The organism is Niallia sp. FSL W8-0951 (assembly GCF_038006525.1).
In the GTDB taxonomy this organism is placed as follows: Bacteria; Bacillota; Bacilli; order Bacillales; family Cytobacillaceae; genus Niallia; species Niallia circulans.
The window spans coordinates 1,525,206-1,552,087 of the sequence record NZ_JBBOVK010000001.1; the positions used below are offsets into that span (position 1 = coordinate 1,525,206).

Annotated in this window: 24 protein-coding genes and 9 pseudogenes; 4 read left to right on the forward strand and 29 right to left on the reverse strand. The window is 34.3% G+C overall.

The genetic code is table 11. The features are described 5' to 3' along the window. Positions 1-27: 27 nt before the first annotated feature. The 4 genes from NSS71_RS07145 to NSS71_RS07160 form a co-directional block, all read right to left on the reverse strand. On the reverse strand, positions 28-873 hold the full coding sequence (locus tag NSS71_RS07145; protein WP_341151381.1) for an alpha/beta fold hydrolase: 846 nt from the start codon (positions 871-873) through the stop codon (positions 28-30). A gap of 130 nt (positions 874-1,003) precedes the next feature. After that, positions 1,004-1,906 carry an alpha/beta fold hydrolase gene (locus NSS71_RS07150; protein WP_341151382.1) on the reverse strand — a complete coding sequence of 301 codons (903 nt, stop codon included), beginning with the start codon at positions 1,904-1,906 and terminating at the stop codon, positions 1,004-1,006. Between the two features lie 128 nt (positions 1,907-2,034). Next, entirely contained in the window at positions 2,035-2,733 is a 699-nt protein-coding gene (locus tag NSS71_RS07155; RefSeq protein WP_341151383.1) for a DUF5694 domain-containing protein, read from the reverse strand. A 37-nt stretch (positions 2,734-2,770) separates the two neighbouring features. Next, entirely contained in the window at positions 2,771-3,211 is a 441-nt protein-coding gene (locus tag NSS71_RS07160; protein ID WP_341151384.1) for a PH domain-containing protein, read from the reverse strand. Between the two features lie 202 nt (positions 3,212-3,413). On the opposite strand from NSS71_RS07160, the gene murQ reads away from it, so the two are divergent. The 4 genes from murQ (at position 3,414) to NSS71_RS07180 (ending at position 7,666) form a co-directional block, all read left to right on the forward strand. After that, a complete protein-coding gene (gene murQ / locus NSS71_RS07165; protein ID WP_095322230.1) occupies positions 3,414-4,313 on the forward strand; it encodes an N-acetylmuramic acid 6-phosphate etherase in 900 nt (299 codons plus the stop codon). A gap of 21 nt (positions 4,314-4,334) precedes the next feature. Then, the gene (locus tag NSS71_RS07170) at positions 4,335-5,189 is read left to right on the forward strand and encodes a MurR/RpiR family transcriptional regulator (RefSeq protein ID WP_095257204.1); all 855 of its coding nucleotides are present in this window, start codon (positions 4,335-4,337) and stop codon (positions 5,187-5,189) included. Between the two features lie 102 nt (positions 5,190-5,291). Continuing rightward, positions 5,292-6,656, forward strand: coding sequence for a PTS transporter subunit EIIC (locus NSS71_RS07175; RefSeq protein WP_341151385.1), 1,365 nt, complete (start codon positions 5,292-5,294; stop codon positions 6,654-6,656). Further along, entirely contained in the window at positions 6,653-7,666 is a 1,014-nt protein-coding gene (locus NSS71_RS07180; RefSeq protein ID WP_172866202.1) for a MupG family TIM beta-alpha barrel fold protein, read from the forward strand. Before NSS71_RS07175 ends, NSS71_RS07180 begins: the two co-directional genes overlap by 4 nt. 174 nt (positions 7,667-7,840) lie before the next feature. Here NSS71_RS07180 and NSS71_RS07185 read toward each other — a convergent pair. The 25 genes and pseudogenes from NSS71_RS07185 to NSS71_RS07305 form a co-directional block, all read right to left on the reverse strand. Continuing rightward, positions 7,841-8,039 (reverse strand): annotated as a pseudogene (locus NSS71_RS07185) (transposase); the annotation flags it as partial. A gap of 254 nt (positions 8,040-8,293) precedes the next feature. Then, the gene (locus tag NSS71_RS07190; protein ID WP_047940558.1) at positions 8,294-9,253 is read right to left on the reverse strand and encodes a LacI family DNA-binding transcriptional regulator; all 960 of its coding nucleotides are present in this window, start codon (positions 9,251-9,253) and stop codon (positions 8,294-8,296) included. Positions 9,254-9,578: 325 nt separating this feature from the next. After that, a complete protein-coding gene (locus NSS71_RS07195) occupies positions 9,579-9,935 on the reverse strand; it encodes a hypothetical protein (protein ID WP_047940557.1) in 357 nt (118 codons plus the stop codon). Positions 9,936-10,007: 72 nt separating this feature from the next. After that, positions 10,008-10,277 carry a 30S ribosomal protein S14 gene (gene rpsN / locus NSS71_RS07200; protein WP_095257200.1) on the reverse strand — a complete coding sequence of 90 codons (270 nt, stop codon included), beginning with the start codon at positions 10,275-10,277 and terminating at the stop codon, positions 10,008-10,010. 57 nt (positions 10,278-10,334) lie between these two features. Then, the gene (gene rpmG, locus NSS71_RS07205) at positions 10,335-10,484 is read right to left on the reverse strand and encodes a 50S ribosomal protein L33 (protein ID WP_016203575.1); all 150 of its coding nucleotides are present in this window, start codon (positions 10,482-10,484) and stop codon (positions 10,335-10,337) included. A 35-nt stretch (positions 10,485-10,519) separates the two neighbouring features. Further along, positions 10,520-11,701: a GTP-binding protein gene (locus NSS71_RS07210; protein ID WP_235844419.1), complete on the reverse strand. Its 1,182-nt coding sequence runs from the start codon at positions 11,699-11,701 to the stop codon at positions 10,520-10,522. A gap of 517 nt (positions 11,702-12,218) precedes the next feature. Next, positions 12,219-12,593 (reverse strand): immunity 22 family protein, encoded by a 375-nt coding sequence (locus NSS71_RS07215; RefSeq protein WP_047940554.1) that lies wholly within the window; start codon positions 12,591-12,593, stop codon positions 12,219-12,221. A gap of 271 nt (positions 12,594-12,864) precedes the next feature. Next, complete coding sequence (locus NSS71_RS07220) at positions 12,865-13,350, reverse strand: hypothetical protein (protein ID WP_095257363.1); 486 nt, start codon at positions 13,348-13,350, stop codon at positions 12,865-12,867. Between the two features lie 252 nt (positions 13,351-13,602). After that, positions 13,603-14,091 carry a cytoplasmic protein gene (locus NSS71_RS07225; protein ID WP_176473351.1) on the reverse strand — a complete coding sequence of 163 codons (489 nt, stop codon included), beginning with the start codon at positions 14,089-14,091 and terminating at the stop codon, positions 13,603-13,605. A gap of 554 nt (positions 14,092-14,645) precedes the next feature. Further along, positions 14,646-14,857, reverse strand: a pseudogene (locus NSS71_RS07230) (bacteriocin immunity protein). 435 nt (positions 14,858-15,292) lie between these two features. Further along, positions 15,293-15,838 (reverse strand): SUKH-4 family immunity protein, encoded by a 546-nt coding sequence (locus NSS71_RS07235; protein WP_095257361.1) that lies wholly within the window; start codon positions 15,836-15,838, stop codon positions 15,293-15,295. Between the two features lie 88 nt (positions 15,839-15,926). Further along, positions 15,927-16,113: pseudogene (locus NSS71_RS07240) on the reverse strand (IS1595-like element ISSpps1 family transposase); the annotation flags it as partial. Positions 16,114-16,568: 455 nt separating this feature from the next. Continuing rightward, complete coding sequence (locus NSS71_RS07245) at positions 16,569-17,009, reverse strand: SMI1/KNR4 family protein (RefSeq protein WP_095320923.1); 441 nt, start codon at positions 17,007-17,009, stop codon at positions 16,569-16,571. Positions 17,010-17,313: 304 nt separating this feature from the next. Further along, positions 17,314-17,853 carry a hypothetical protein gene (locus NSS71_RS07250; RefSeq protein ID WP_095320924.1) on the reverse strand — a complete coding sequence of 180 codons (540 nt, stop codon included), beginning with the start codon at positions 17,851-17,853 and terminating at the stop codon, positions 17,314-17,316. A gap of 70 nt (positions 17,854-17,923) precedes the next feature. Beyond that, the gene (locus tag NSS71_RS07255) at positions 17,924-18,397 is read right to left on the reverse strand and encodes a toxin-antitoxin system YwqK family antitoxin (protein ID WP_047940548.1); all 474 of its coding nucleotides are present in this window, start codon (positions 18,395-18,397) and stop codon (positions 17,924-17,926) included. Positions 18,398-18,973: 576 nt separating this feature from the next. Beyond that, positions 18,974-19,474 (reverse strand): annotated as a pseudogene (locus NSS71_RS07260) (T6SS immunity protein Tdi1 domain-containing protein); the annotation flags it as partial. Between the two features lie 264 nt (positions 19,475-19,738). After that, positions 19,739-20,251, reverse strand: coding sequence for an Imm6 family immunity protein (locus NSS71_RS07265; protein ID WP_061796297.1), 513 nt, complete (start codon positions 20,249-20,251; stop codon positions 19,739-19,741). 516 nt (positions 20,252-20,767) lie between these two features. After that, positions 20,768-21,232 carry a hypothetical protein gene (locus NSS71_RS07270; protein WP_061796299.1) on the reverse strand — a complete coding sequence of 155 codons (465 nt, stop codon included), beginning with the start codon at positions 21,230-21,232 and terminating at the stop codon, positions 20,768-20,770. A gap of 294 nt (positions 21,233-21,526) precedes the next feature. Next, positions 21,527-21,802, reverse strand: coding sequence for a hypothetical protein (locus NSS71_RS07275; protein WP_235850450.1), 276 nt, complete (start codon positions 21,800-21,802; stop codon positions 21,527-21,529). Positions 21,803-21,955: 153 nt separating this feature from the next. Then, a pseudogene (locus NSS71_RS07280) lies at positions 21,956-22,734 on the reverse strand (recombinase family protein). Between the two features lie 429 nt (positions 22,735-23,163). Continuing rightward, positions 23,164-23,718, reverse strand: a complete 555-nt coding sequence (locus NSS71_RS07285) for a T6SS immunity protein Tdi1 domain-containing protein (RefSeq protein ID WP_095257191.1) — start codon at positions 23,716-23,718, stop codon at positions 23,164-23,166. A gap of 14 nt (positions 23,719-23,732) precedes the next feature. Further along, positions 23,733-24,312 (reverse strand): annotated as a pseudogene (locus tag NSS71_RS07290) (polymorphic toxin type 15 domain-containing protein). Positions 24,313-24,766: 454 nt separating this feature from the next. Next, a pseudogene (locus NSS71_RS07295) lies at positions 24,767-24,928 on the reverse strand (recombinase family protein); the annotation flags it as partial. 429 nt (positions 24,929-25,357) lie between these two features. Continuing rightward, positions 25,358-25,911: pseudogene (locus NSS71_RS07300) on the reverse strand (T6SS immunity protein Tdi1 domain-containing protein). A 14-nt stretch (positions 25,912-25,925) separates the two neighbouring features. After that, positions 25,926-26,505 (reverse strand): annotated as a pseudogene (locus NSS71_RS07305) (polymorphic toxin type 15 domain-containing protein). Between the last annotated feature and the right edge of the window lie 377 nt (positions 26,506-26,882).

Here is a 26,882-nt window from a genome sequence, read left to right on the forward strand (position 1 = left end):
AATGTTATCACCGGACTTAAGTTAATTCTAAACAGTCTTATTATCATTTACAAAGCTTAATACTGCCTCTTTAAACGCATCTTGATTCTCTATGTATGGATGATGCCCGCCATTAATATAGTGAACGACCGCATCTTTACATGGAAAAGTTAAATGATGGTTTGGTCCAACAGCGTGATCAGATGTACCAGCTATAATTAAAGTCGGTTTTTTTATTTCTTTCATAAGTTCTGTAAAATCGTGAAAATATTCTTTTAAGGAGAAAACCTTCTTTTGGAAATAGGGGTCAGTTCTTAATTCCTTATCTATCCTATCTACTTCTTTTTTCTTGTCTATATCGGTATATTGAAAATGATCGTAACTTCCGTTCTCGATTAATTTAAAAAGAATCGAATAGAATAATTCTATATAATCCTCCTGTGGGTCAGACGGGAAGATATTTCGTTGTTCTTGTAAAATTTCAAGTCCTCTATTTATTTGATACTCAAACGATTCATATATATTCAGTGTTATATTGACTAATATTAGCCCAATGGTATGTTCCGGAAATCGAGCAGCATAGTTAACTGCAAGAATGCCGCCAAAGGAATGCCCCATAATATACCATTTATTAATTCCTAGCGAAATTCTTAATTCTTCTAAATCCATGATTAATCTATTTAATGAATAATCCTGAGATAGGCAATGTTCAGATCGGCCGCATCCTCGCTGATCTAAATATATCATTTGCAAATCTTTTTCTAAAAGACCATGGGCAAATAGCTGGAAAGGTTTGCTCCAATATCCTGGACCTCCATGCAGATAAAGGCATGGATCTCCGTTTCCACTCATTTCATAATATACTTGTAAGCCATCACTTGTTTTTACATACATGATTGTCTTCTCCTTTTACAGCAAATTACCTTATGAAGTCTTTCAAAAAAGCTTTTCTAAGGGTAAAAGGTATTAATAATGAAAACATAGCACCTTTTACTTCACACCATTTAGTTTCATGATTTTTGCTTCAATGATTTTCCCATAATAAAAATTCCGTTACCATTTTACTAAACCATTCTGGACTTTCATTATGAGGCGTATGCCCACACTGCTCTATTATTTGAATTTCTCCTTGTCGAACATTCTTATCAAAAAAATCTATTTGCTTTTCACAGGTTACTGGATCATATTCACCTACTATTAAAAGACTTGGTACTTGTATCTTCTTTAATAGTGGTAAAACCGATTCGAAGATCTTGCCTTCATTCCTTAATCTTGCAAAATGGATTTCAGACTTATCATAAAAACGATCCCATTGTTCGTCTGTATAAATACTTGTTTCTAGATTAATAGAATGCAAACTATATATTTCCATTCGTTTTTCTTTCAAATAAGAGCTTAGCTGCAAATAGCCTTCTACCAATTCTTTTGGTGAAACAGCTTTAGCAATTAAACGATTGACTTTCTTCTGTAATGGAATCATGTTATATCTTGCAAAGAAGCTAGCCGTTCTTTTTAATAAGGATTTTGCTGTTAATTCGAAATCAAATGTAGGACACTCAAAAATTATCTTTTCGATAGCATATGGATAGCGATTTGCATATAGGACGGCTAAATATCCACCGAAAGAATGCCCTATAATCGACCATTTAGAAATACCTAGTTGGACACGTAGTTCTTCACAATCTTCTATTAAATGGTTTATTCCAAAAGACTCCTCCTTAAAAATTTCTTCAGAGCGACATACTCCTCTCTGATCTATAACAACTAAACGAAAAAAATTGTTTAGACGATGTGTTTGATTCATGGAAAAGTCAAAACATTCTTCACCTGGGCCGCCATGTAAATATAGAATAGCTTTTCCTGTGATTTTCCCATGCGTTTCCACATATAATTCTTTATTATTAATGTTCAAGTAGTGAATTGCCATCGATTTTCATCCTCCCTTTTTCCATTCTTCTTATGCCTATTGAAAAGGGAGGAGCTCGTGGAAATGGCAGTAACCTTGAACGTTAATGGAAGCCTTCTATTGAATACATAAAACATTCCTCCTGCCCCTTATATTTTGTTTTTACAGGAAAAAGGATTTATTACTTCCCAGCCAATTCCTTCAAAAAACTTTCTTAATAGCCACAAATGGTCACTGCCAATAAGAAGCAAAATACAATCTTGATCATTATCCTTTGTAATCTCTAGCACATTATTAAATATATACAATTCTCTTTTCATCCATTTATCTAGAAATGGAATACCAATTTTTACACCCTGTTTATTTTCAACTAAGACAAAAGATAAATAAAGATCCTCAAGTCTATGTATATATGCGTTCTCATTCAATCGGCGAAATGCCTCTATTAATGAACTTGTTGCAGACAACACGGGACTAGCTTTATTTAAACTTTCCATTTTTTCAGATAGTTCTAGATAATTTTCCTTTATTTCATTAAAAAGGTTTTGAACTTCTTCTTGCCCTAATTCCCCTTCCCAATTTACCCCATATACCTTATCATGGTGTAATTTATTCGCTAATCTAAAACCAATTTGTTCAATCTCATCTGTAGAATATTGATTACTTTCTTGATGAAATTTTTCAATAAGAAGCTGCTCATCTTTTTTATCCCATTCTAAGGCGATTTTGGAAGGTCTCCATTCTGCTAATAATTGAACTAATTCTTCGATCTCTTCGTCTTTCCTTTTTATCATATCAGCATTTTCCGCGAAATGAAAAGTGCCTACTAATATTATCTTCTTCCTCACATACTCACCACCATCGCTAAAAATAATTTATCGTTAATTATTGCTTTTGCCTCTTTTTTGAAATTCTATTTTCTAATTCTATTAAAAATAATTCAGCGTTCTGCGGCGATATTTTTACACTGCCAAGGCTTGCTGTCATGTAAAATATTTCGATTGCTAATTTGGAAGTTAACAGTCGAAAACCAGTAAATATATCAGTCGTCTTAGCAACTTTAGTAATATTTTCATAGCGGATTTTACTGTGAAAAGGCCCCCCTTTTACTAGTAAATACTCATCGGTAAACACATACTTAATACCAAATGTAATCCATGCTAAAAAAGAAGTACATAAGACAAAAATGGCGCTCATAATAATACTAGGCAATATAGTTCGCTCTTTCTCTAAAAACAATGGACCTAACGTAACAAGCCCCATACTAAAAATAACGACTAACAACATGATAATAAAGAAGCGATCTACTTTCGAACGGAAAATCATGTTTTTCCCCCCTCCTCTTACCATACGTATAAGGATAATAGTAAGTTTCAGTCAATTGTCTTTTCTTTTATGTAAGCACGTTGAAATAAAATTTCATTTTATTATTTGTTATTAATTATTGAAATTTCATTTTAGTTTTATTATAATCTTCTCAAGGAAATCGCTTTCAAATCTAAACAAACTTGGAGAAGGAGTATTTACAATGGAAGAAAAGCTTGAGCTATTAACAACAGAATCTCGAAATGAGCAAACAATGCAAATCGATACGGCTGAACCAATGGAAATATTGCGGTTAATGAATGAACAAGATCAACTAGTGGCTCTTGCAGTCAAGGAAGTCTTATCTGATATAGAGGTAGCCGTCCAATACGTTTTTGAATCCTTCCAAAAAGGCGGTCGCCTTATTTATGTGGGCGCAGGAACGAGTGGAAGATTAGGCGTTCTCGATGCTGTAGAATGTCCACCAACATTTGGTACAGATCCCGAAATGGTGCAAGGACTGATCGCTGGTGGAGAAACAGCCTTTTTTAAAGCGGTCGAAGGAGCAGAAGATCAGCCAGATCTTGGTATCAAAGATTTAAAAGCTATAAGTCTTTCAAAAAATGATACGGTGATTGGTATTGCCGCCAGTGGAAGGACTCCTTATGTTATCGGAGCATTGCAGTATGCAAGAGCAGTTGGAGCAAAAACAATTGCCTTATCCTGTAATAAAAATGCAGCCATCAGTAAAGAAGCAGAGCAAGCAATCGAAGTGATTGTCGGTCCTGAGGTGCTTACCGGTTCAACCCGGTTAAAATCAGGCACTGCACACAAAATGATTTTAAATATGATCTCCACTTCCTCCATGATATTGCTAGGAAAAGCATACGAAAACTTAATGGTAGATGTTCATGTAAGCAATGAAAAGCTTAAGGAACGAGCAATCGCTATTATTTGCAAAATTGCAGATGTCTCCTATGAACAAGCATTAGAAACATTGGAAGAGGCAAACTTACAAGTAAAAACAGCAATCGTCATGTTAAAAACAAATTCAAGCAAGCAAGAAGCAGAGCAGCTTTTAGCAAATGCTAATGGTTATGTAAAAAAAGCAATTCAAAAGTAATCTGAAAAGGTGGTTTAGAATGTGGTAGCAGGTGGTTTAAAAATTATTCAAAGCATGTTGGAGCAGCTCCCCGCTTCCGAGCGAAAGATTGCTGCGTTTATACTAGAAAATCCAAATATGCTCTTAAACAGTACCGTTCATGAAATCGGCGCACATGCAGGTACAAGCGGAGCCGCGGTTATTCGACTCTGTAAATCCTTAGGCTTAAATGGCTTTCAAGATTTAAAAGTTAGAATTGCTGGCGATTTAGTGAAGCCCCTTGAACAAGGATATCGCGATATTGAACCTGATGAATCCTTCTACTCTATTGTTCAAAAAACAACTAGTAACAGCATTCAGAGTATCCGTGATTCTGAAGAAATAATTAATTATGAAGAATTGGAGCGCGCTGTCCACACTATATCTGCTGCAAAAAATGTTCATTTTTTTGGGATTGGCGCTTCCAATATTATCGCTAAAGATGCTCAGCAAAAGCTTCTGCGAATTCATAAAAACGCTACTGCCTTTACTGATATACATCTTGTCGCTACATTAATCGGAAATGCTGGCAAGGATGATATTGTTTTTGGAATCTCCCATTCAGGCGAAACTCCTGAAGTAATTAAAGTCATGTCACTTGCCAAAAAACAGGGTGTAAAAACAATCAGTCTAACAAAATACGGTCAATCCTCTGTTGCTTCATTATCAGATATTAAGCTGTTTACTTCCTATTCAGCGGAAGCTCCCTTTCGAAGTGCAGCCACATCGTCACGTCTAGCTCAGCTATATATCATGGATATTTTGTTTCTTTCAATGGCAACAGCTCAATATGAGGACACTATTACCTCTATTGATAAAACAAGAGAAGCTATTCAATTTATTAAAGAAGGAAAGTAGCATTCGCTTAAATGTGTCTTCCCTATCTAGAAACAACATGGTGCCTGGACACATTTGATGGGATTGCAAAAATAAATAATAGTGGAGAGAAGGGAATTTAAGATGGCTGGTGAAAACAACAAAATTTTAGCAGAAAAGATTCTCAAACAATTAGGTGGTCCTGAAAATATTGTTAGCTACACACATTGTATGACAAGACTTCGTGTCACACCGAAGGATTCTTCCTTAATCAATAAAGAAGAATTAAAAAAAGTGGATGGAGTATTAGGAGTTGTAGTAGAAGAAACACTGCAAATTATTCTTGGCCCTGGAAAAGTAAATAAAGTTACAGAAGCCTTTAGTAGATTAATCGATGATGCTGGCGGGATTAATTTAAAAGAAAAGGCAGCAAGCAAAAAAGCTGAAATTAACAAAAAGAATGCAACACCATTTAAATTATTTTTGCGCAAAATTGCTAGTATCTTCATCCCATTAATTCCTGCTCTCGTAGCTTCGGGATTGATAACAGGAATTACAAAAGCCATTGTCCAAGCCGGTTGGCTGGCAGATGAATCACAACTTGCCATCATATTATCTGTGATTGGCAGTGGATTATTCGGATACCTCGGCATATTAGTCGGCTCAAATGCAGCAAAAGAGTTTGGCGGTTCGCCAGCGCTTGGAGCTATTGCCGGTATTTTGATTATAAACCCCGCTGTTGCTGGCATTCATTTATTTGGCACAGATTTACTGCCTGGTCGAGGCGGATTAATTGGCGTGCTATTCGCAGCAATCTTTATCGCATTAGTTGAAAAACAAGTTCGTAAATATGTGCCAACCTCACTAGATCTTTTTATTACACCGACTGTCGCTTTATTGCTTACTGGTATCTTGACTTATATCATATTTATGCCGCTTGGTGGTCTTATTTCCGATATTATTACAAAAGGATTAACCTCCTTACTGGAAATGGGGGGCGTAGTTGCAGGTTTTGTTCTTGGAGCAACCTTCCTTCCCCTTGTTGTCACTGGGTTACACCAAGGGTTAACACCAATACATCTAGAGTTAATTAATACAATTGATAATGATCCTCTTCTGCCAATCCTTGCAATGGGCGGTGCTGCCCAAGTAGGTGCAGCGTTTGCGATTTACTTTAAAACAAAGAAAAAACGATTAAAGAGAGCTATTGCTGGTGGTCTTCCTGCAGGGATTCTTGGGATTGGAGAGCCATTGATATTCGGTGTTACCCTTCCGCTAGGGCGTCCCTTCTTAACAGCATGTTTGGGAGCTGGAGTCGGTGGAGCATTTCAGGCTGCATTCGGAGTTGCTACTGTAGCTATCGGCGTATCTGGTATACCACTTGCATTCCTAGTTGTTACTGGTCAAGTGTTTCTATATTTAGCAGGGGTATTAATTGCTTATGCCGCTGGATTTGTTTTTACGTATTTATTTGGCTTCAAAGATGAAATGGCTGGTGAGTTTGAATGATTGGCATTTCCTTTTATTTAATGGATCCTATAGCGGAAGAACGAATTATCCGCGCTGGAAAATTAGGAGTAAAGCGGGCATTCACCTCTCTCCATATTCCGGAAGAGTCTGGGGAATTAGCGACTAGAGCCAAAGCGCTTATGACTCTGGCTGCTGAAGCAGGAATAGAGGTTTTTGCCGATGTTTCCTTAAAAACGCCTAGTCATTTAGGATTAAACAGTTTAATGGAGTTAAAAAAGCTAGGGGTTATTGGCCTTCGATTAGATGATGGTTTTGATAATGAAATGATTTTAACCCTTTCCAAAGCTTTTAAACTGGCTCTTAATGCTAGTACTTTCCAAGAGGAGGACTTGTCTGCACTTATAAAAGCTGGTCTGAACGCCAATCAATTGATAGCATGGCATAATTTCTACCCAAGACAAGAAACAGGATTATCCATTTCCTTTTTTCAATCACAAAATGAAATCTTCCAGCGTTTTGGAATACCTATTAGTGCATATATTCCAGGTGATAAAGAAAAACGCGGCCCCCTATTTGACGGTCTGCCGACATTGGAAAATCATCGGCACTTAGAGCCATATCATGCTGCATTAGAGTTATTTCTAGCAGGGGTTGAGGATGTTTACATTGGTGATTATGGAGTCAGTGAAGCACTGCTTCATAAATTAATCGATTTTGACCAGCATCATTATGTCTCCATCCGCATCCAGGGTTACCAAGAAGGCGAGTTCCAGCTTCGTCCTGATCTTTCCCGAGATGTTCTCCGCTTCCTAGATACGAGAAGTCTAGAAAATATCTACCCGGAGAACACAGAAGCACGTCCAGCCGGCACAATCACAAGAGATAATGACCTTTATGGACGCTATCGCGGAGAAATACAAATCACCCTGTGTGATCTTCCAGCAGATGAGCGAGTCAACGTTATCGGAAAGGTGGTTGATACAGATATACCGCTTCTATCCTTACTAAAACCTAGTCAAAAAATAAAACTTGTTCCTGTTTACTCCTAATTAGAGCAAAATTGTAAAGAGGCAAGATACAAAATATAAAAACATCCCAAATGCTTGCTTGGGGTGACAGTTTGTCGACAAAAGGGAATCAGAATGTTTTCATTCTGAACCCTTTTGTAATTTAGGGTCTTTTTCGTTATTTTATTGTATTTTGATTTATTCTTTATGCTCTTCTTAAGCTGTTACCAGACTCACCCAAGTCCAGTTGGCGTTCATGGATGCAAAAATAAGCATCGCCTGCATAGACAATTTTTTAAGCCCCCTTAAAGTTGTCCATCGCATACCATACTTTTCTTTTCCATCTGCGAAAACACATTCAATCGTTTCTTTTTGCATAAATTTTTCTGATAACTTGTTTATGTCGAAGGTGTTCTAAAGCAAGATTTCTTTGAATAGAAGAATGTTTGGAAAGCATGACTTCATCTCTAAAAATTATCTACCTATATTTTAAAACCAGAACTCGCCCCATGAAAAGCGAACCCCTGTAGAAGAAATCAATACCCTATTAGAAGAGGACACAAAAAAGACCATAGGCAAAACCTCAAAATTTCAAGGAGTTTGTCTACAGTCTGACATCCCAAAATGCTTGTTTAAGATGTTTTTATTTGCAGCTAAAGAACAACTTGTTTATACAGTAGTTCTTTCAATAAAACGAAAAAACATTTCCTCTTTCGTTATTTCTTTGCTAATAGCTTGTTGAAATAAGTTCTTTCCCATCTCTAAAAGCGGAATTTCCATTGTAGATATTTCCATCAGTTTTGCAATAGATTCGTTATGATAACCTATTATCGCAAGCTCTTCTGGAATTTTGATTCCTTGTTTTTGACAATAGATAACAATTCCTGCTGCAACTTGATCACTTGTCACAATTAATGCAGTTGGACGATTATCCATTTGCAGTAAATGATCCATCACTATTTTGGCATCTTCAAAGTAATTACAGTGATCGATAATATATTCTTCACAATAAGGAAGTTGATGTTCCGAAAGAAACTCTTTATAGGCATTTGCACGTAATTGGCTGCTTGGACCAGTTTTTCTTCCAATACAGTAGCCGATTCTTTGATGCCCCTTTTTATATAAAAATGCTAATGCTTCTTTGAAAATTTTATACTGGTTAACAAATGTAGAAGAAACTTCCTTCCCCTTTGTGTCTTCACACAAAACAATTGTTCCATAGGAAAGATATTCTTGAATTACAGACCATTCGCAAGTTCGCGAACAAATGATGAGGGAGTCAATTTGCTTTTGCTTCAACATTTGTAATGCCTCTAATTCCCTGCTTTCCATATAATCCGTCTGAAACAATACGAGTTTATAATTATTCTCCAGCGCTTGTTTTGCTATCCCTTTTAACAGCAACGCAAAATAAGGATGGTCAGAAAAAGGAAGGACAACACCAATCATTTGTGTTTTTCCTTTACTTAAATGAACTGCATTAATATTTTGTTCATAATTACTTTCTTTAATTGCCGCTAGTACAGCATTTCTCTTTTCCTTGCTTACATATGGATGATTATTAAGGACACGGGAAACAGTTGTTACAGAAACACCAGCCATCTTTGCTAGATCTTTAATGTTTGTCATACTTTTCACCTTTTCAAAACCCAATATCTTTTTTACCTTATATATTAAGAATACAGTTTCTGGTCTTTTCTGTATACCCCAATGAAATAGCCTGCAAAAGATGAAATTTATGTTGCATCCATTGATTGTCCAGACGACTTTAAGCAAACATAAGCTAAGCTATAAAATAGAAGCAAAATAAATTTCTGCCCCGCTTATCTTATTTGCTTAAAGTGTAAAGGATGAAACACATACCAGGTTAATATGAAAAAACAGATAAGCATGGTAGATCTATGTATGTTATTCCAACGTATCCTATTTAAATAAGAGTGCCATTATGAAAAAATTAGGATACAAATACAAATGTCCATTTTTTATTTTTTCGTGCTTTTCTATCAGTCTTGGAGTAATTAATCCATCTCATTTGATTAATTCTGGTCATAATCATTAAATCGATTTCTGCTTGGGCCTCATCCATAATCTCTTTAATTGCTGACAAACTGAGGGAAAAATAACTAGACGCCTCTTTAAATGGGGAATGGTTAACCATTAGCTCCATAAACTGTTTCTCGCTCACAGCTATCTTCTCTAACTCTTCTTCTTTAGTCGTTATGTATTGATAAATTTCCCGTTTTTTTTCTGGCATATTTGCAATCGCGCTTCGATAAAAAATTTGCACTAATACAGGATTAACGGAATTCATTTCTTATTCCTCCATTTTTTGTGTAGATAAAAGTCGTCAAACCAATAAGCTGACGACTTTTCTTTCTATTCATTACCAGCTTGATTTTTTCACTCCTGGAATTTGTCCTTTATGGGCATATTCTCTAAAAGCAATGCGGGACATTTTAAATTTTCTTAAGTACCCTCTTGGTCTACCAGTCACTTCACATCTATTTTTCAAACGAGTCGGTGAGGAATCTCTTGGTAGCTTTCTAAGTGCTTCCAAGTCTCCCTTTTCTTTTAATTCCATTCGAAGCGCTTCATATTTTTCAACCATGGCTTGGCGTTTCTTTTCTTTTACTACTTTCGACTTTTTTGCCATTTCTGCTTCCTCCAATACATAAAACGAAATGATTACGATTTAATAACTATAAAAAAATTATTTTGTTTCTCTGTGCAAAGTGCGCTTTTTTAAACGCGGACAATACTTCATCAACTCGATACGGTCTGGATTATTTCGTTTGTTTTTTGTTGTAATATAATTTCTATCTCCTGTTTCTGTACATGCTAAGGTAATTTTCACTCTCATTTTTTCTTCCTCCTAATAAAATTGAATTTTTTTACTCAAAAAAACGCAGGCAGTGGATCAATAAATTTAGTCCAATCCTTTTTCATTTCCATATCAGTCAATAAACAAGCATCTAGCTCTTCTTCCATTTGCTGTTGATTCATGCCAATCCCAATAAACACTAACTCTGTCATGCGATCTCCGTAAAGAGGATCCCAACGTTTTTGTAAATCTGCATCTTCCTCTAAAACTTCTTTCTGCTCGCTTTCCGAATAAGCTGCTACCCACATGCCCGCTTCTTGTATGGTTAAGGACGGTCCAGCTTGGGAAAGTAATCCGGCAATATCATTTCTCGTGGCCAGCCAAATAAATCCTTTCGCCCGAACTACTTCAACTGGCCAGTCTTGCAACCACTGCATTAATCTCACAGGGTGAAAAGGTTTATTGCTACGATACACAAAGGAAGAAATTCCATATTCCTCTGTCTCTGGAATATGCTCTTCATTTAATTCTTTTATCCAGCCTGCACCTTGACTAGCAGCGTCAAAATCAAATAACTGAGTATTTAAAACTTGATTTAAAGGAATTCTGGAATATTCACTTTCTATAATTTTGGCTTCCGGGTTAAATTTTTGGATAACTGCTTTCAGTTCCTGTAGTTTGCTTTCCGAAACTAAATCCGTTTTATTTAACAAAATGACATTCGCAAATTCAATTTGATCAATTAACAAATCTGCTATTTCTCTTTCAGCCATTTCACCCACTGCTTGCTTTCGGTCTAAAAGACTTTCACCAGATGCATAATCATGCCAAAAACGATGAGCATCTAAGACTGTAACCATCGTATCTAACTGACAAAATCGCGATAAATCAATCCCTACACTCTCATCTACATATGTAAATGTTTGCGCAACCGGAATCGGTTCGCTAATTCCGCTTGATTCAATTACGATATAATCAATATCACCTAATTGCACAAGCTTTTCCACTTCAATTATTAAATCCTCCCTAAGTGTACAGCAGATGCAACCATTTTGCATTTCCACCAATTTTTCATCCGTTCTTGAAAAACCGCCCTGTTTCACCAATGAAGCGTCAATATTTACCTCACTCATATCATTGACAATCACAGCCACCTTTAGGCTTTCCCTATTGGATAGAATATGATTTAGCAAAGTAGTTTTGCCTGACCCGAGATAACCGCTTAAAACAGTAACAGGGATTTTCTTATTATTCAATACTCTCACTCCTAAAAAACAAATCGTTATCATTCCGATTTAAACTTTACACTTTAGTTATTTCTGATGAAGTAATAACTATTCTATAATAAAACGAAATGATTACGATTTGCAAGTGTTTATTATATACTTTTTTATTAGGAGTGACATTTAGTTACGGAAGGGAAGTTAAAATTTATGTTAAATTCCCCTTCTTCTTCTATCTTTATCTTAATTACTCTGCTATCTTTATACTATTAATCTCTGTATCAAAAATTCTAGTGCGAATATCATCTTTAGAAAGCAATAAATCATTTCCCTCTTGATCAAAACAGTAAGCAATTGGGATAGAAAAACCGCAATTTCTATAGGAACCATTGGCATGATATAAGTCGGTATATCTTTCAACATACCATTTTGCACTTCCTTCTTTTAACTTCTAATGTAGTAAGGTAAAACATAGGGCTACTAAAAAGAGATAAGTAATTTCTGAGTTGACCATTAACTAAATCAATTTTCCATATCTTTAAAATTTATCTTACTCATAATTTGTAGCTGTAATAAAATCAAAAGCACCTGTTGAGCTAATTTCATTTTGATATTGAAAATTATATATTAAAATCACAGCATTATATGATTTCTTTAGATTTATACTTTTCTGGATTTTTGGGATGACAATTTCTTCATACGAACACCCATCTAATAATGTTGCAATATCACTACTACTATTCTTATACACTTCTTTTTCTATCGTATCCTCATCTGTTTCATCCACATCAATCTTAAAATCGATAAAGAATTGGGATGGGACAGACTCGCCATCCTCATCATAAGTTAAATCTACATACTCTCCTATTGAGTCCTCATCGTTTATATTCCCTAACCAAACTGAAACCCACCCCTGTTTTTCCATTATATTAGCCTCCTATTTTAGTCTTAAAGTATGAGGCAGAGACATAACTCCACCCTCTAATCTATTACTGCTAACAATTATCATGTGCTTTAACGGGGCTTCCCCCTACATAATCGGGATTGACATCTGATATAGTTGTTCTTAAATCTTTAATCTCTTTAGTACTAAATATATCCACACTTAAATTGAGGAACCCTTTAAACTAAGTTCTACTCATGTAAATCTCCTGATTTTCTAAGTTAATGTGCATTTTTCTTTCTATTTTTTATTTTTAATCCAATTTATAAGCAATAATTTTTCCTTCTGGATAAGCACCATTCCAACCGCAAGGAAAGGCACCAAGTTGATATATCTCAAACAAATCTTCAAAAAAAGATTTATTCTTTCCGTTTATCGCTCGATTAATGGCACAATTAGTAAGATCAGCTACAACATCGTTATAAAATATACTATATTTAAATGAGTTTTTGCTCACATTACCAGCAATAACTTCTAATAATTCTTCCAATCCTTTAGGCTTTTCCTTTTCTGACATTGCGTAATAAGTCTCCCAAACTTCACTCATTTCCAATTCTCTGATATCTTTCCAATTATACTCTTCCTCACCAAAAATCTCATCATAAGCTAAATATTCTGCTTTTTTTATATCATTAATAATAACAATTTTATTGGTAATATTATTAGTAAGTTCGCTCTGGAAATTTTTCGAGAACCGAATTACCTCTTCAACTAAATTATTAAATACACCATAGTTCATTACTTTTATACCACCTTTCTCAAAGTCAACGGTTACCCCATCCACCTGCATGTACCATGTTATCTCACCTAATTATCGTCTTATTTTCACAAACCACTTAAAATATAATGCCTTGATGCTAATAGGATTCTAAGCTCTCCGTTCTCAAACAAAATTTTCTTTTCGTTTCACTAAATATCAGTTTAATTTATTATAAATTAAAAAAAACCTTGAAAAGGCACTTTGCCAATCAAGATTTGTAATTTTTTTATTTTAAGGCACATACACAATAATTTCACCAATCGGGTATGTCCCCTTCCACCCACATGGCCACCCTCCTTGCTTATAAATCTCAAAGATTTTTTCATAAAAATTGTCTGTTTTCCCATTAACTAATCGATTTAATGCACACATCATGAGGTCACCCTCAACTTCCTCATTAATATCAATATAATCAAAAGGAAGAAAGTCGTTCGAGTAATTGTTATAATCATTAAAAAAATCATATAAATCATCTTGTTCAGTTACTAAATCCAAATCATATACCTTTTGAACAATACTTCCTGCTTCCTGTGATTTAACATTTTCCCATACAGTATCAACTTCACTTGAGTCCTGAGACCAGGCAAGGTTTTGTGCTTCCTTGAAATTATTTATTACCTCTAAATTATTTACATGAAAGTTAATCATATTAAACATCTTATTATGACGAATAAAATCCATTACTTCTTCTACTAATTGAGTGTTTTCACCCAATTTCATTTAGATAACCACCTTTCCCTTAATTCTTCTATTTTTCTTACAATATTGTTATAAATTGCTTTGAAAGCAACTATGTCTAGATAGACTACTAACATCGTCAAAAGGTATAGGTAAAAATACACCATTTGTAAAGTCATTCATTTTCATTTTTAATAACTGGAATTTTATTTTATGGAGTAGGAATTTTATATCTTGCTTGATAACCTATCCAACTTATAGAGCCGGGTAACCCCATTAACTCTAGTAAATTTTTTCCTAGGATCGTGTGAGATAGGGTTTCCAGAAGGACATGGAATAAGTCTATTTGCCTTATCTATAACTTTAGGAATATTTAAAAATAATGGCCGACATCCTATCGCTTTTGATTGCCTTGTTTCGTCTTCTTATCGTTTCATATGCAATGCTATATCCACCCCTTGCTTGACCTTGTGTAGATACTCGAATATTTCTGATAACTTCATAACATGTTATGCTTTAGGATTACCGTAACGCTAGCCTCTATATTAATCAAATCATTGTATGGGGCTTTGCGATGCAATCAACCCCTTTACCGATTACTTCTCTTCTTTATATGCTAAGGCAATCTCTACTACTTCCTCTGGAGATAAATCCTCATCATTCCAAAAAATTAAGTCACTCGGAGCAGGATGAGGAACATTTTCTTCCAAAATTTCTATATATTCACTTACCTTTTCATCAGACTGCTTAGGATTACATATTTTTTTACTAGTTCAACTAACTCATCTTTAGATAACTTTTTACTCATTTTTCTACCATTCCTAAATTACTGCCCTTTCTTTCCAAATTGATAAGCAGTTTTTTAAATATTTTAGTGTATTTTTGATGAAGTAATCATTAAATTATCAAGTTTGAACACTTCTTTACCCTTATCTATAAGCTTTTATGTAAGTATATATGATTTATGTTTACCATCATGTTCTACTATAGGAGCAATAGAGGTATTTCCCTCTAACATCCTTGAAATATTACGGTTGTTAGACTCCTTTGTAAGTCTATGATTTTCCACAGTCTTCTAAATCTCTTTTTCTAAAATTATCAAAGAATTAAATTGCTTACCTAACAGTTTTATCTCCTTGGCATTACACTAATTGACTCTTTTTATATAAGTTTGGTGTGGGTTTGAAGACTTCTGTCTAATTTAAAGCTATTACATTTTAAGGATTTTCCTATACGCGAGAGGTTATTCAAATAGATTTTCAAACTCAGTAGACCAAAAGAATCCTGCTTCCATACACTTACTATCAATTTTCTCTAGTTCCCCTTTTAGCCACTCCATTACTACTTTAGGTATATCGTTATCAATATAGGCATCCTCTCCGTTAATCTCTATTGCTTTATCAATCATGGATACATAAGCTAATATACATTCTGCAAACTGATTCAGAGATGAATTAACAAATATCACTTTATAATTATCCCCATTAGTAAGTGACACTATGTTTTCATCCTTCTCCGTTATACAGATTGGATTCCCCGAACCAGTTGACCCTAAAACCCAATATTTTTGAAACTGTTCTGGCATATCAAATACATCGGTAATAGGTTTAAATTGGGACGAAGTAAATTCCAAATACGGCGGTGGAGTCTCCGGTAGACCTCCTATAGACAAAAACCTCTTAACTTCATCCGAAAAATATGTATTCATTAAATCTACTTCTTTAAATTTGTTCAGTGGGCCATTCTTAATACAATCCCATTTATTAATAAATTCTTCTGGTGTCATCACCATTCTCTCACCTTCTTGAATCTTTTATAAAGGTATCCAGCCTTCTTGCAGTTTCATCATCTATTCCAGCCCCTAATCCATTTTCCATATTATGGATACCAACAGTAGAAGAACCACCACGTTTTCTAGATTTGTGATTTTTAATATCCTTTTGACCTTTTTGACTTTCCCAGTAATAGGTTTCATCCTTTTCTACTATTCCTTTAAATAAATCTATATTCTTTAGCGAGTACAAAAAACACTTTATGTCTCAAATAAAAAGCAGTAACGTGAGTATACCAACTATCTTGGTTATCTCGGGCATCTGCCTACATTCCATTGAATCTGTCACCATTATGAATAGTTGTTCACTGTATTCCAATAGGTACTAGGTTCATTTTATCTGGTGCCAAATCACACATTCTAGTCTTCTTCCAATTACGGTATCTTAGCCATTCAAATTGTGCCTTGACATTACTTTAACCAGAGAATTTCTGGTACATCTTTAGTTTCTACCACAAGTCCAGCACCCTTGAAAACTACAAAACCAAATTCCATTCCAACTGCAATTGCTTTTTACTTTATCAATTTTCGCTTGTGGATAGTTAAATACTCTCCACCAATAAATGACTTTTTCCGTGACCAAATTTTGTTTGCTGAATTTTTCCACTGTAATGCCTAAAATACCAGTTAATTTATTATAAATTAAAGAAGGCGTAAAAACATTCAAGATATGTTTTATTACCGTTCTTTAATCAGGTAGTAACTCCAAGTAATAATTATCATTTTCTTCCATCTTTCTTAAAAATTCTTCAAGAGAAGTGGCAATTTGAACGTCATAATAATAAACTGGATTTCTATTATTATCATTCAATTCGATGGACATTAATGCCGATTCACTGCCTTCAAAAAATATTAGTTTATTATTCTCAAATTCTTCATAGATTTCTATGTCGGGATAAAACTCAAAATCATTAACTCTTAATCGAAAATCTCTTACAGAATAGGGACCCATAATTCGATTAATATTAAATTCTGAACCTTTAATAAAACCGTAGCCCACCTCTCTATAAAAATGAACTAACTCATTAGGGAATTTTAAATTAAGTGCCTTCTCAGCCTCTTTTATTTTGTTTTCAGCCACTGGATAAAAACTATTTTCTTGGTTTGTCTTAATAAATTCATAGCTCATTATTTTTTACCTCCTATACATAGGGTATTTGCTTTTGGGCTTTTCATGTATACCAGCTTGATGCGCATTTAGGAATATTAATTGTGTTAGTACAATCATTTAGCTAACTCTTCTTTTGTATTTCATCTGCAAATTCAATGCCTAGCTTTTGTTTACAACCCTTCTTTATAACTATATCTAATTAATACTTTAGAATAGAATCTTCTGTGTTTTTTAAAAGTATCTTGAAAATTGTTAGTAAGTATTTATTTGGCCTCCCTATCACTGTCAATGTCCAGAAGTGATAAATTTTATCTATTACCTATCATCTTCTGAGGTTTATTTTTCCTTTACTCTCTTTCTCATTAAAAAGTTTGTCTATGTAATTAATATTATCAAAAATCCAGTATCTATCCTCTTCAGGAATATAACTAGTAAAATCATCACGAATCCCTGTCCAATTATTAGGAACATAATTTTCAAAAGGTAATAGCTCAGGATAAAGGGAGAGAAGCTTTTTTTGATTAAAGTCTATAAATAATGATGGCCTCAATTCTAGAATAGTACTTCCATAATCTTGATGATCAACTAACTTTTTTAATTCTGAAGACGGTACGATATAATCAGTATATTCTTGTAAATAGAGACGATAATTTTTTTCATTTACAACTGAAATGTTATTTCTTAGAGAAAGAGCAAAGTCCATATCAAAACTAAATCCATTTTTTTCATATAATTTTTTATATTTTACTATATCTAGTATCCAAACATCTCTTTCTGTTAGATACCATGAGAATTGAGAAGAAGTTTTTACCCCGACTATTATATTTTGGGCATACTCCGGTTTTAATAACAACGAAAACACCACTTTCTCATTCTATTTTTGCATAATGTTTATATTCTAAATTCAAACAAATCTATTATTCAATGATTTCTTACCTACCTAAGTTACGATTTATTTCTCTTCTTGTTAATAAAATAGCATATTGGGTATTTTCTTTATCTTGTTCTAATTCCTTTTCCATAATAAGTTTTCCATTAGCGTCCCATTCTTTATAGTTCAATTCAATTGATAACTCGACTTCACTTGTCGATTTAACATTTCCATTTTCATGCCAACAAATACTTTTTCCATTAACTAGTCCATATTTAAAGTACTCTTCACATTTTATTTTTCCACTTTCATAAAATTCGCGATTTAAACCATGAGCTAATCCATCTTTATAGAAACAAAAATAAATTAGATTCCCATTTTCGTACAGTTCGAATGCTAATCCGGTAAATGGCTTTCCACCTTCATCTTCAGGGTTATCAAGAATCTCGTCACTATATGAAGTAAACCATAAATCATCAAAGTTTACACCGTTTTTCAAGACAAAATCCTTTGTATATTTACTATCATTTTCCATAATTAAGCACCTCTAGTATATATTAAGATCAGGCTATGATGTATGCATAGTGTGGATATCTTATCTTTTTCTTTTTGTACCCTTTTGGCATGAAATTATTGAGCTTCCTTGCACGGATTAAATATACCATAAATTCTTCCAGCTTCGCATCAGACCTCGCCACTAATTCCTTCATCTCTAAAAACATCCATCAAGTCGTTTTCATCACAGTAGGCTTTAATTTCCTTTACTTGATATTTAAAACTTTATCCATCTCTTGCTTGTACTTACGTTGAACACGTCTATACCCAACAACGTTCAACCTCTTCACCCTACCGTTGCAGAAATTGTACATTATGTAACCTTTTTTGGTTATCCATTGTTTAGCGCACGTGCATTATTATTCATTTTAGTTTAAGTGCTTTACAAAAAGGAGCCCGTATCTTTAGTTAGTATTACAACCGTACTCCATAATGGTATTGCCATCATGGGGTCTCTATTTCAAGCAGTATTATTCATTCGCTTAACTAAGCATATTACATACAAACAAGCACTTGATACCTTAAATGTGATCAAGTGCTTATCTTGAGATTGGTTCTATTTAATCGGTCCCATAAATTCTGTAATAATAAGAATGTGTTCTCTTATTTTTACCTTTTTTAGATTTTCTACTTTTTCAGATCCACCTAGACCTAGTAAAGGAGTGTATCCAAAACATTCGTCATAATCAGGTCTACCATACTTACTATAAGCTTTAGGGTATGGTTCCCACCGTAATTCATCATTTATGAAGTCATTATCCTTTAAATCATCAAAAAAGAAATTAAAGCCAGATGAAACAATGTGCACGAGTCCTTTCCTAAAGTTCAACAAGTTAACATATTTATTTTTTTCCCACACTATAATATCACCCATCGAGGTCGTAAAAATTGGAATTGCTTGTTCGTACCTTCTATAACATCTTTCTAAAATATCCAAATACTCATCTGGATTAATTAATTTTAAAAAACCGTTTAATAATGTTCCAAAACCATATTTATACCATACTTCTATCAGTTCTCCCGGAAGTTTATCTTTATATTTTAAGATAATCCTTTGATCAACAGTATTATGTTATAAAAAATTCTCAAAGGTATCCAATTAAAATGCTCCCTTAATTTAATTTGTCAACTTTACATTCAAATAAGTATTCTTTGGTGACTTCTTGACATATTATTTTCCACTATTTTTTATGTCGTTACGCCATAGGATGTTCTCTTACTTGATTCCATCGATTCAAGAACGATTACTGGATCGTGTATAATCGCATCGACCGTTTCTGTAGCACTTTTCAAGAAAGTTCATATAATAATAGAGTCATAGTTAATTGTATAGTTGTAATTCCTTTAAAATTTCTGTCCGCCAATCATTCGCAATATTCCCATTCTTATAATTATCCAATAAAAAATTTATTCTTTGAATATAACTATCTGCATTCTCTACACATTTTCCAAAACAATCCATAAAATGGTCTACTAATGTATCATCAACTAAAGCTATTGGTTCTGGATAATATTTGACACCTTCTCTTTCAAATGCTTTTCTACTAATATAAGCAACTGCATCAATAACACAATTCCAAGCTATGACGTCTGTTTCATTATCTGACATTTCTTGAATTATTGTTATACCATTTTCCTCATTATCTAATAATTCATAAAGAATAACCCCTATATTTTCTTTCCCTTTTAGCCATTCCCAACATTTATATATAACTTCTTGGGCTAACATTTGATCTTCCTTGCGAGAAAATACCGACAAAACTTTTTCTGAGAGTCCAAGGAAAAATATTACTTTACCATCTTCTGTTAAACTACTAAAGTTAGCATTTTCCATAATTAACCTCCCACTAATCATTAATCTCCATTTTTAATCATTAAATTAAGCCTACTAGTTATTTTTATGCTTTCACCCATTTCTGATGTTACTTCGATTTTATCTTAACGTATTTTAACCTCTCATTACATAAATGTTAATTTTCGTAATGCTATTTAAACGAATAGCGAGTACTATACGACCATCTCTAGTAATAATACAACTTATATTTCACGTTACCCTATTGTTTATCGCCACGAGCTTTGTCATTGTCTTTAGTTTGCGGGTTTTGCAGTATCATAAGTCCCCCACACCATGTAAAATGTCAAATCATCCAATTTTCGTACTTTTTTATCAATCCTATATAAAATAAAACTCCATGATGTGCAGTACCTTCATGAAGTCTCTATTTTTCAAACATATCATTGCTCTTTTTGTCCAACTCAAATATCTTAATTGTATTTTAATTCACTTGCTTTATGTACACGTAAACCCCTTTCGTATAACTAATTTAAGCATTAGAGTACTCTAAACACGTTATCTTTCCTCTTTACACAAATAATTGTAATGACCAAATTCAGGAAATACATCCCAGTTTCTTTCAAGGATATCGCTAGTTTCGCGCTCCTCGACTGAACCGGTCTTTAAATCTCTCTTTTCCATTGCTATAAAGCCATCTTCTCGGAAGCCCAAAATCAAGGTGCTTACTTCTATGTCAGTTTCATCATCATATTCCCAATACATGGCTGTTCTTAAAAAAATCTTACCATCACTCATAACTTCAAAATCATAATTTAAATATTTACGAATCAGGTCATCATAAAACCCTAACGAAACCCATTCATTTGTAACATTTACAATATACTTAGGTTTCTCATCCTCTAATAATACCGCCGTATATGGTTCTTGTTTTTGATGGTATGTGTATGCAGTACGGACATCAAGTATGTTCCAAGGCTTCTTTTTGATGTCCGACCATTCGTCACAATAATAAATTTTCATAGTCAATTATACACCTTCCCCTTAATATCCCTAATAATAATCCTGCTTTTTGCTGCCTCATCAAGAATTATTTGCTGAATTGGTTTATTTTGTACAGGTATTTCTAATATTAATTCACTTTAAGTCGCCCTTCTTTGAAAGCGTTAGAATTAAAAGTCCCATTTGTTATTTTAGAACCCGAAGAATGTTTTTTGTGATTTCATTTAAGTAACTCTTAGCTGTTTTTTTCTTGCACTTCACTAAGTTGAGTAAATTTTCTCGATACTATTTCCTTGTTGGGTGCATTCGAGTCAACTACTTACTTTTTACCCCTACTTCTTTTGCTTCCAACTCTACCTCATCATTATAAGGGAAACGAGGACGATTTTCCTTATTAAAATTATTACCTGCTTCCCAACGCTCTTTAAGCAAATCTGGTACAGATTTCTTTTTAGGAGTAACATCACCCGTACCCTTAGGAATATCTAAATTAGTACTTAATAAAGAATGAGAGCAATTAATAATCACTGCCACATGGTGCTGTTTATGTAAGTCTACACCCACATAAATGTGTTTCTGTTTTTCATGCATGGTTCATCCTCCTATTCAGTTGTCAATGATTGAATAAAAATGCCGGCAACCTTAGTTCGAGCGTTCACCTATCGGTGCGCTTTGGTACGAAAGCCTATCCATTTTCACCTTTACATAAGAATATATAAGAAAATGAGTCTCTTAAGTAACCATTTAAATTATTGCTTCATGTTTACCATTTGCTTGTATTTGTCCGTATATATATCCCTTTATAAAAAACTTTCTCAGTCTAATATTCGCTTCACTTGTTCTTTCGTAAATGCTTTCCCCTGGGTTGTTTGATACCCTTCTTCATTCAAAGCTTCTGTCAACCTAGACAGTGACCATTTTCTGTGTAAGTTTTTCAATTCAAATAACCGTTTCACTACTTCTGCATGCCCATTGCGTATTTTTTTTAGTTCCTTTTCCCCCTTTTGTTTGGTATAGCCAAATGTCGCCCTTCCTCCTGCATATCCACCTTCCTTCGCTTTCTTGTTTCTTCCTTTTGTTAGCTTTAGCGCTATCTCAAGCCGTTGATATTGGTCTAATAACTCCATTAAGCCATTTACCAAAAAGTCATTGGGGTCTTTCTTATGGATACTGTACATAGGTTGTTCAATGCTTTTAATGTCACAGTCATATTTCTTCAGCTCTCGTTGTATGAGTACCTTCACTATATCCGACCTCCATAATCGGCTTGTGTTCAGTACTACCACATAATCAACTTGGACAAACGAAAGGTGAGCCAACATCTCCTGTAAGCCCACCCTGTCTATTTCAAATGCTTCGTCATTCAATTTGGCGCCGCTAATTCCTTCCTCTCTAAAAATATAGATCAAGTTCCAGCCTTGTTCTTTACAATACCCTTTAATTTCATCTTCTTGATATTTCAAGCTGTATCCATCTTTTGCTTGCCCTTGTGTCGAGACTCGTATATACCCAACAACGTTCAACTTCTCACCCTCTCGTTACGAAAATTTAAATTTAGGTAACGCTTTTTAGCGACTAGCGAGTATTTATAGGTTCTTCTCTAATAAAAACTCAACCCACAATTTATTAAACCAACGCAGCTTATGGACTCCCCTTCACGTTTCCAATTGTTTATCGCCACGAGCTTTGTCATTGTCGTTAGTTTGTGGGTTTTGCAGTATCATTAAGTCTTCCTGCCACTTAAAATGTCATCTCGCCTGTTTATCATACTTCTCACAAAATCCAAATATAAAATCAATACTCCATGATGATACTATCTTCATGATCTATGAATTTCAGTAAAGCAATATCCAATATCGTCCATAGTTAAAATTTATAAAAAAACAAAAACACCTGATTCCTAATAAGGCAATCAAGTGCTTATGGTAAATTCTATAACATACTCCCGAATATTACTGAACTGGTCCCATAAATTCAGTAATAATAAGAATATGTTCCTTCAGTTTGACTTTTTTTAGATTCTCTACTTTTTCTGCTCCACCTAAACCTAGTAAAGGTGTATAGCCAAAGCATTCATCATACTCTGGTTCTTTATATTTTTCTATTGCTTCTGGATAAGGAAGCCAATCTAATGCCTTCTGTCTAAACGTCTCTTCCTCTAAAAATCTAAGAAACAAGGAATATTTTGAAGCTACCACTTTTGTTTTACCTTTTCGATAGTTAATCATTACAAGATAGGACTCTTGGTTTTCATCCTTTTCAAAAAGTATAACATCACCCATGGATGTACTGAAAATAGGTATTGTTCCTTTGCTTCTTAAATAAGAGTCATTTACTAAAGAGCTAAATTCATCCGGGTTAATTATTTTTAAATACCCATTCATAAATGTACCATACCCATATGTTTTCCATGCTTCAATCAAAGCTTCTGGAAGTATATTTTTATATTTATTAATTGTACACTCCTTTACTTCACTTACTTTCTTAAAATCTTTGAATAAGCTCAAATTACAAACCTCCTCTAATGTGTAAGCTTAACATTTAAATAGGTACTCTTTCGCTGCTCAGGTGTCATTAATTTAGCTAGTTCCCCTATTTGTTCATCCACAATATCGATTCTATATTTCCACTGTGATCCAATTGATGAGTTTATTCTTTTATCTCCCATACCACCAATATTTAGCAGATTACCTCCAGCTATTTGGTCTGGATTGTGAAGTGCTGCTTGCGTTTTCAACCAACTATTTGCTTTATCTCAGCTTCTTCCCAAGACATACCACTTTCAAATAATTCTTCTATTTTTTTATTTAAAGCTTTTTCTCGAGTCGCTTGTTGTGCAGCGTTACCTTCAATTGCACGCCCTTGTTCAATATACTTCTCACGATTTTTTAAATACTCATCAACTGTTAGTTCATTCATACCTTTTTCTGGTCTTTCAATTGTCTTGCAAACTCTTCGAAGTCATGTTTATCATTTCTTTTAAAATTAACTTCAACTTCTTTTATTCTTGGTACATCATCTAAGTGTTTTACATTACCCGTACCCTTAGTAGTCCCCTTCCCTTCCACTTTCCTCAAAGAGGCCGGAACGATTGAATTCATCCGATTTTCTATCGTGACTCTGCTCCACACATTGATAGGAGCTTGATTCGCTGTACTTAGTTGGAAGGACGGATTGGGCATAAAGTTTTGTCTAAAGAAGTGGGTGACTTCTTGGACATATTGTTTTCCACTATTTTTTATGCCATTAGGCCATAGACTGTTCTCTATCTTCCTTCCATCGATCCGTTGGAGCGATTCTGTTGATTTTTGTGAAATGGCTGAACGGATTCCGTTGGCTTTATTTTTACTTTTTTCTCCTTTTAACAGCTTAAGGTATTTTGCTTGGCCGACATATGGGAGGAAGGAAGTGGCTGCACTCTCCGATACATACATAATCCCTTCTTTTTCGGCGGTGTCTGTTATAGACTGCGCCATCGATTCAAGGACGATTACGGGATCGTTTTATAACTACATTTCGAATGCTTTCCAGCTGCTGTTATTATATCTGCTTCGCATTCAATTTGGCGCCGCTAATTCCTTCCTCTCTAAAAATATAGATCAAGTTCCAGCCTTGTTCTTTACAATACCCTTTAATTTCATCTTCTTGATATTTCAAGCTGTATCCATCTTTTGCTTGCCCTTGTGTCGAGACTCGTATATACCCAACAACGTTCAACTTCTCACCCTCTCGTTACGAAAATTTAAATTTAGGTAACGCTTTTTAGCGACTAGCGAGTATTTATAGGTTCTTCTCTAATAAAAACTCAACCCACAATTTATTAAACCAACGCAGCTTATGGACTCCCCTTCACGTTTCCAATTGTTTATCGCCACGAGCTTTGTCATTGTCGTTAGTTTGTGGGTTTTGCAGTATCATTAAGTCTTCCTGCCACTTAAAATGTCATCTCGCCTGTTTATCATACTTCTCACAAAATCCAAATATAAAATCAATACTCCATGATGATACTATCTTCATGATCTATGAATTTCAGTAAAGCAATATCCAATATCGTCCATAGTTAAAATTTATAAAAAAACAAAAACACCTGATTCCTAATAAGGCAATCAAGTGCTTATGGTAAATTCTATAACATACTCCCGAATATTACTGAACTGGTCCCATAAATTCAGTAATAATAAGAATATGTTCCTTCAGTTTGACTTTTTTAGATTCTCTACTTTTTCTGCTCCACCTAAACCTAGTAAAGGTGTATAGCCAAAGCATTCATCATACTCTGGTTCTTTATATTTTTCTATTGCTTCTGGATAAGGAAGCCAATCTAATGCCTTCTGTCTAAACGTCTCTTCCTCTAAAAATCTAAGAAACAAGGAATATTTTGAAGCTACCACTTTTGTTTTACCTTTTCGATAGTTAATCATTACAAGATAGGACTCTTGGTTTTCATCCTTTTCAAAAAGTATAACATCACCCATGGATGTACTGAAAATAGGTATTGTTCCTTTGCTTCTTAAATAAGAGTCATTTACTAAAGAGCTAAATTCATCCGGGTTAATTATTTTTAAATACCCATTCATAAATGTACCATACCCATATGTTTTCCATGCTTCAATCAAAGCTTCTGGAAGTATATTTTTATATTTATTAATTGTACACTCCTTTACTTCACTTACTTTCTTAAAATCTTTGAATAAGCTCAAATTACAAACCTCCTCTAATGTGTAAGCTTAACATTTAAATAGGTACTCTTTCGCTGCTCAGGTGTCATTAATTTAGCTAGTTCCCCTATTTGTTCATCCACAATATCGATTCTATATTTCCACTGTGATCCAATTGATGAGTTTATTCTTTTATCTCCCATACCACCAATATTTAGCAGATTACCTCCAGCTATTTGGTCTGGATTGTGAAGTGCTGCTTGCGTTTTCAACCAACTATTTGCTTTATCTCAGCTTCTTCCCAAGACATACCACTTTCAAATAATTCTTCTATTTTTTTATTTAAAGCTTTTTCTCGAGTCGCTTGTTGTGCAGCGTTACCTTCAATTGCACGCCCTTGTTCAATATACTTCTCACGATTTTTTAAATACTCATCAACTGTTAGTTCATTCATACCTTTTTCTGGTCTTTCAATTGTCTTGCAAACTCTTCGAAGTCATGTTTATCATTTCTTTTAAAATTAACTTCAACTTCTTTTATTCTTGGTACATCATCTAAGTGTTTTACATTACCCGTACCCTTAGTAGTCCCCTTCCCTTCCACTTTCCTCAAAGAGGCCGGAACGATTGAATTCATCCGATTTTCTATCGTGACTCTGCTCCACACATTGATAGGAGCTTGATTCGCTGTACTTAGTTGGAAGGACGGATTGGGCATAAAGTTTTGTCTAAAGAAGTGGGTGACTTCTTGGACATATTGTTTTCCACTATTTTTTATGCCATTAGGCCATAGACTGTTCTCTATCTTCCTTCCATCGATCCGTTGGAGCGATTCTGTTGATTTTTGTGAAATGGCTGAACGGATTCCGTTGGCTTTATTTTTACTTTTTTCTCCTTTTAACAGCTTAAGGTATTTTGCTTGGCCGACATATGGGAGGAAGGAAGTGGCTGCACTCTCCGATACATACATAATCCCTTCTTTTTCGGCGGTGTCTGTTATAGACTGCGCCATCG

What these genes read in the sequence shown, in the direction of transcription:
- NSS71_RS07145 (WP_341151381.1), bottom strand. Translation starts at nt 873, where the DNA reads ATGTATGTAAAAACAAGTGATGGCTTACAAGTATATTATGAAATGAGT.
- NSS71_RS07150 (WP_341151382.1), bottom strand. Translation starts at nt 1,906, where the DNA reads ATGGCAATTCACTACTTGAACATTAATAATAAAGAATTATATGTGGAA.
- NSS71_RS07160 (WP_341151384.1), bottom strand. Translation starts at nt 3,211, where the DNA reads ATGATTTTCCGTTCGAAAGTAGATCGCTTCTTTATTATCATGTTGTTA.
- murQ (WP_095322230.1), top strand. Translation starts at nt 3,414, where the DNA reads ATGGAAGAAAAGCTTGAGCTATTAACAACAGAATCTCGAAATGAGCAA.
- NSS71_RS07175 (WP_341151385.1), top strand. Translation starts at nt 5,292, where the DNA reads ATGGCTGGTGAAAACAACAAAATTTTAGCAGAAAAGATTCTCAAACAA.
- NSS71_RS07180 (WP_172866202.1), top strand. Translation starts at nt 6,653, where the DNA reads ATGATTGGCATTTCCTTTTATTTAATGGATCCTATAGCGGAAGAACGA.
- NSS71_RS07190 (WP_047940558.1), bottom strand. Translation starts at nt 9,253, where the DNA reads ATGACAAACATTAAAGATCTAGCAAAGATGGCTGGTGTTTCTGTAACA.
- NSS71_RS07195 (WP_047940557.1), bottom strand. Translation starts at nt 9,935, where the DNA reads ATGAATTCCGTTAATCCTGTATTAGTGCAAATTTTTTATCGAAGCGCG.
- rpsN (WP_095257200.1), bottom strand. Translation starts at nt 10,277, where the DNA reads ATGGCAAAAAAGTCGAAAGTAGTAAAAGAAAAGAAACGCCAAGCCATG.
- rpmG (WP_016203575.1), bottom strand. Translation starts at nt 10,484, where the DNA reads ATGAGAGTGAAAATTACCTTAGCATGTACAGAAACAGGAGATAGAAAT.
- NSS71_RS07215 (WP_047940554.1), bottom strand. Translation starts at nt 12,593, where the DNA reads ATGGAAAAACAGGGGTGGGTTTCAGTTTGGTTAGGGAATATAAACGAT.
- NSS71_RS07220 (WP_095257363.1), bottom strand. Translation starts at nt 13,350, where the DNA reads ATGAACTATGGTGTATTTAATAATTTAGTTGAAGAGGTAATTCGGTTC.
- NSS71_RS07225 (WP_176473351.1), bottom strand. Translation starts at nt 14,091, where the DNA reads ATGAAATTGGGTGAAAACACTCAATTAGTAGAAGAAGTAATGGATTTT.
- NSS71_RS07245 (WP_095320923.1), bottom strand. Translation starts at nt 17,009, where the DNA reads ATGAGCTATGAATTTATTAAGACAAACCAAGAAAATAGTTTTTATCCA.
- NSS71_RS07255 (WP_047940548.1), bottom strand. Translation starts at nt 18,397, where the DNA reads ATGGAAAATGATAGTAAATATACAAAGGATTTTGTCTTGAAAAACGGT.
- NSS71_RS07265 (WP_061796297.1), bottom strand. Translation starts at nt 20,251, where the DNA reads ATGGAAAATGCTAACTTTAGTAGTTTAACAGAAGATGGTAAAGTAATA.
- NSS71_RS07270 (WP_061796299.1), bottom strand. Translation starts at nt 21,232, where the DNA reads ATGAAAATTTATTATTGTGACGAATGGTCGGACATCAAAAAGAAGCCT.
- NSS71_RS07275 (WP_235850450.1), bottom strand. Translation starts at nt 21,802, where the DNA reads ATGCATGAAAAACAGAAACACATTTATGTGGGTGTAGACTTACATAAA.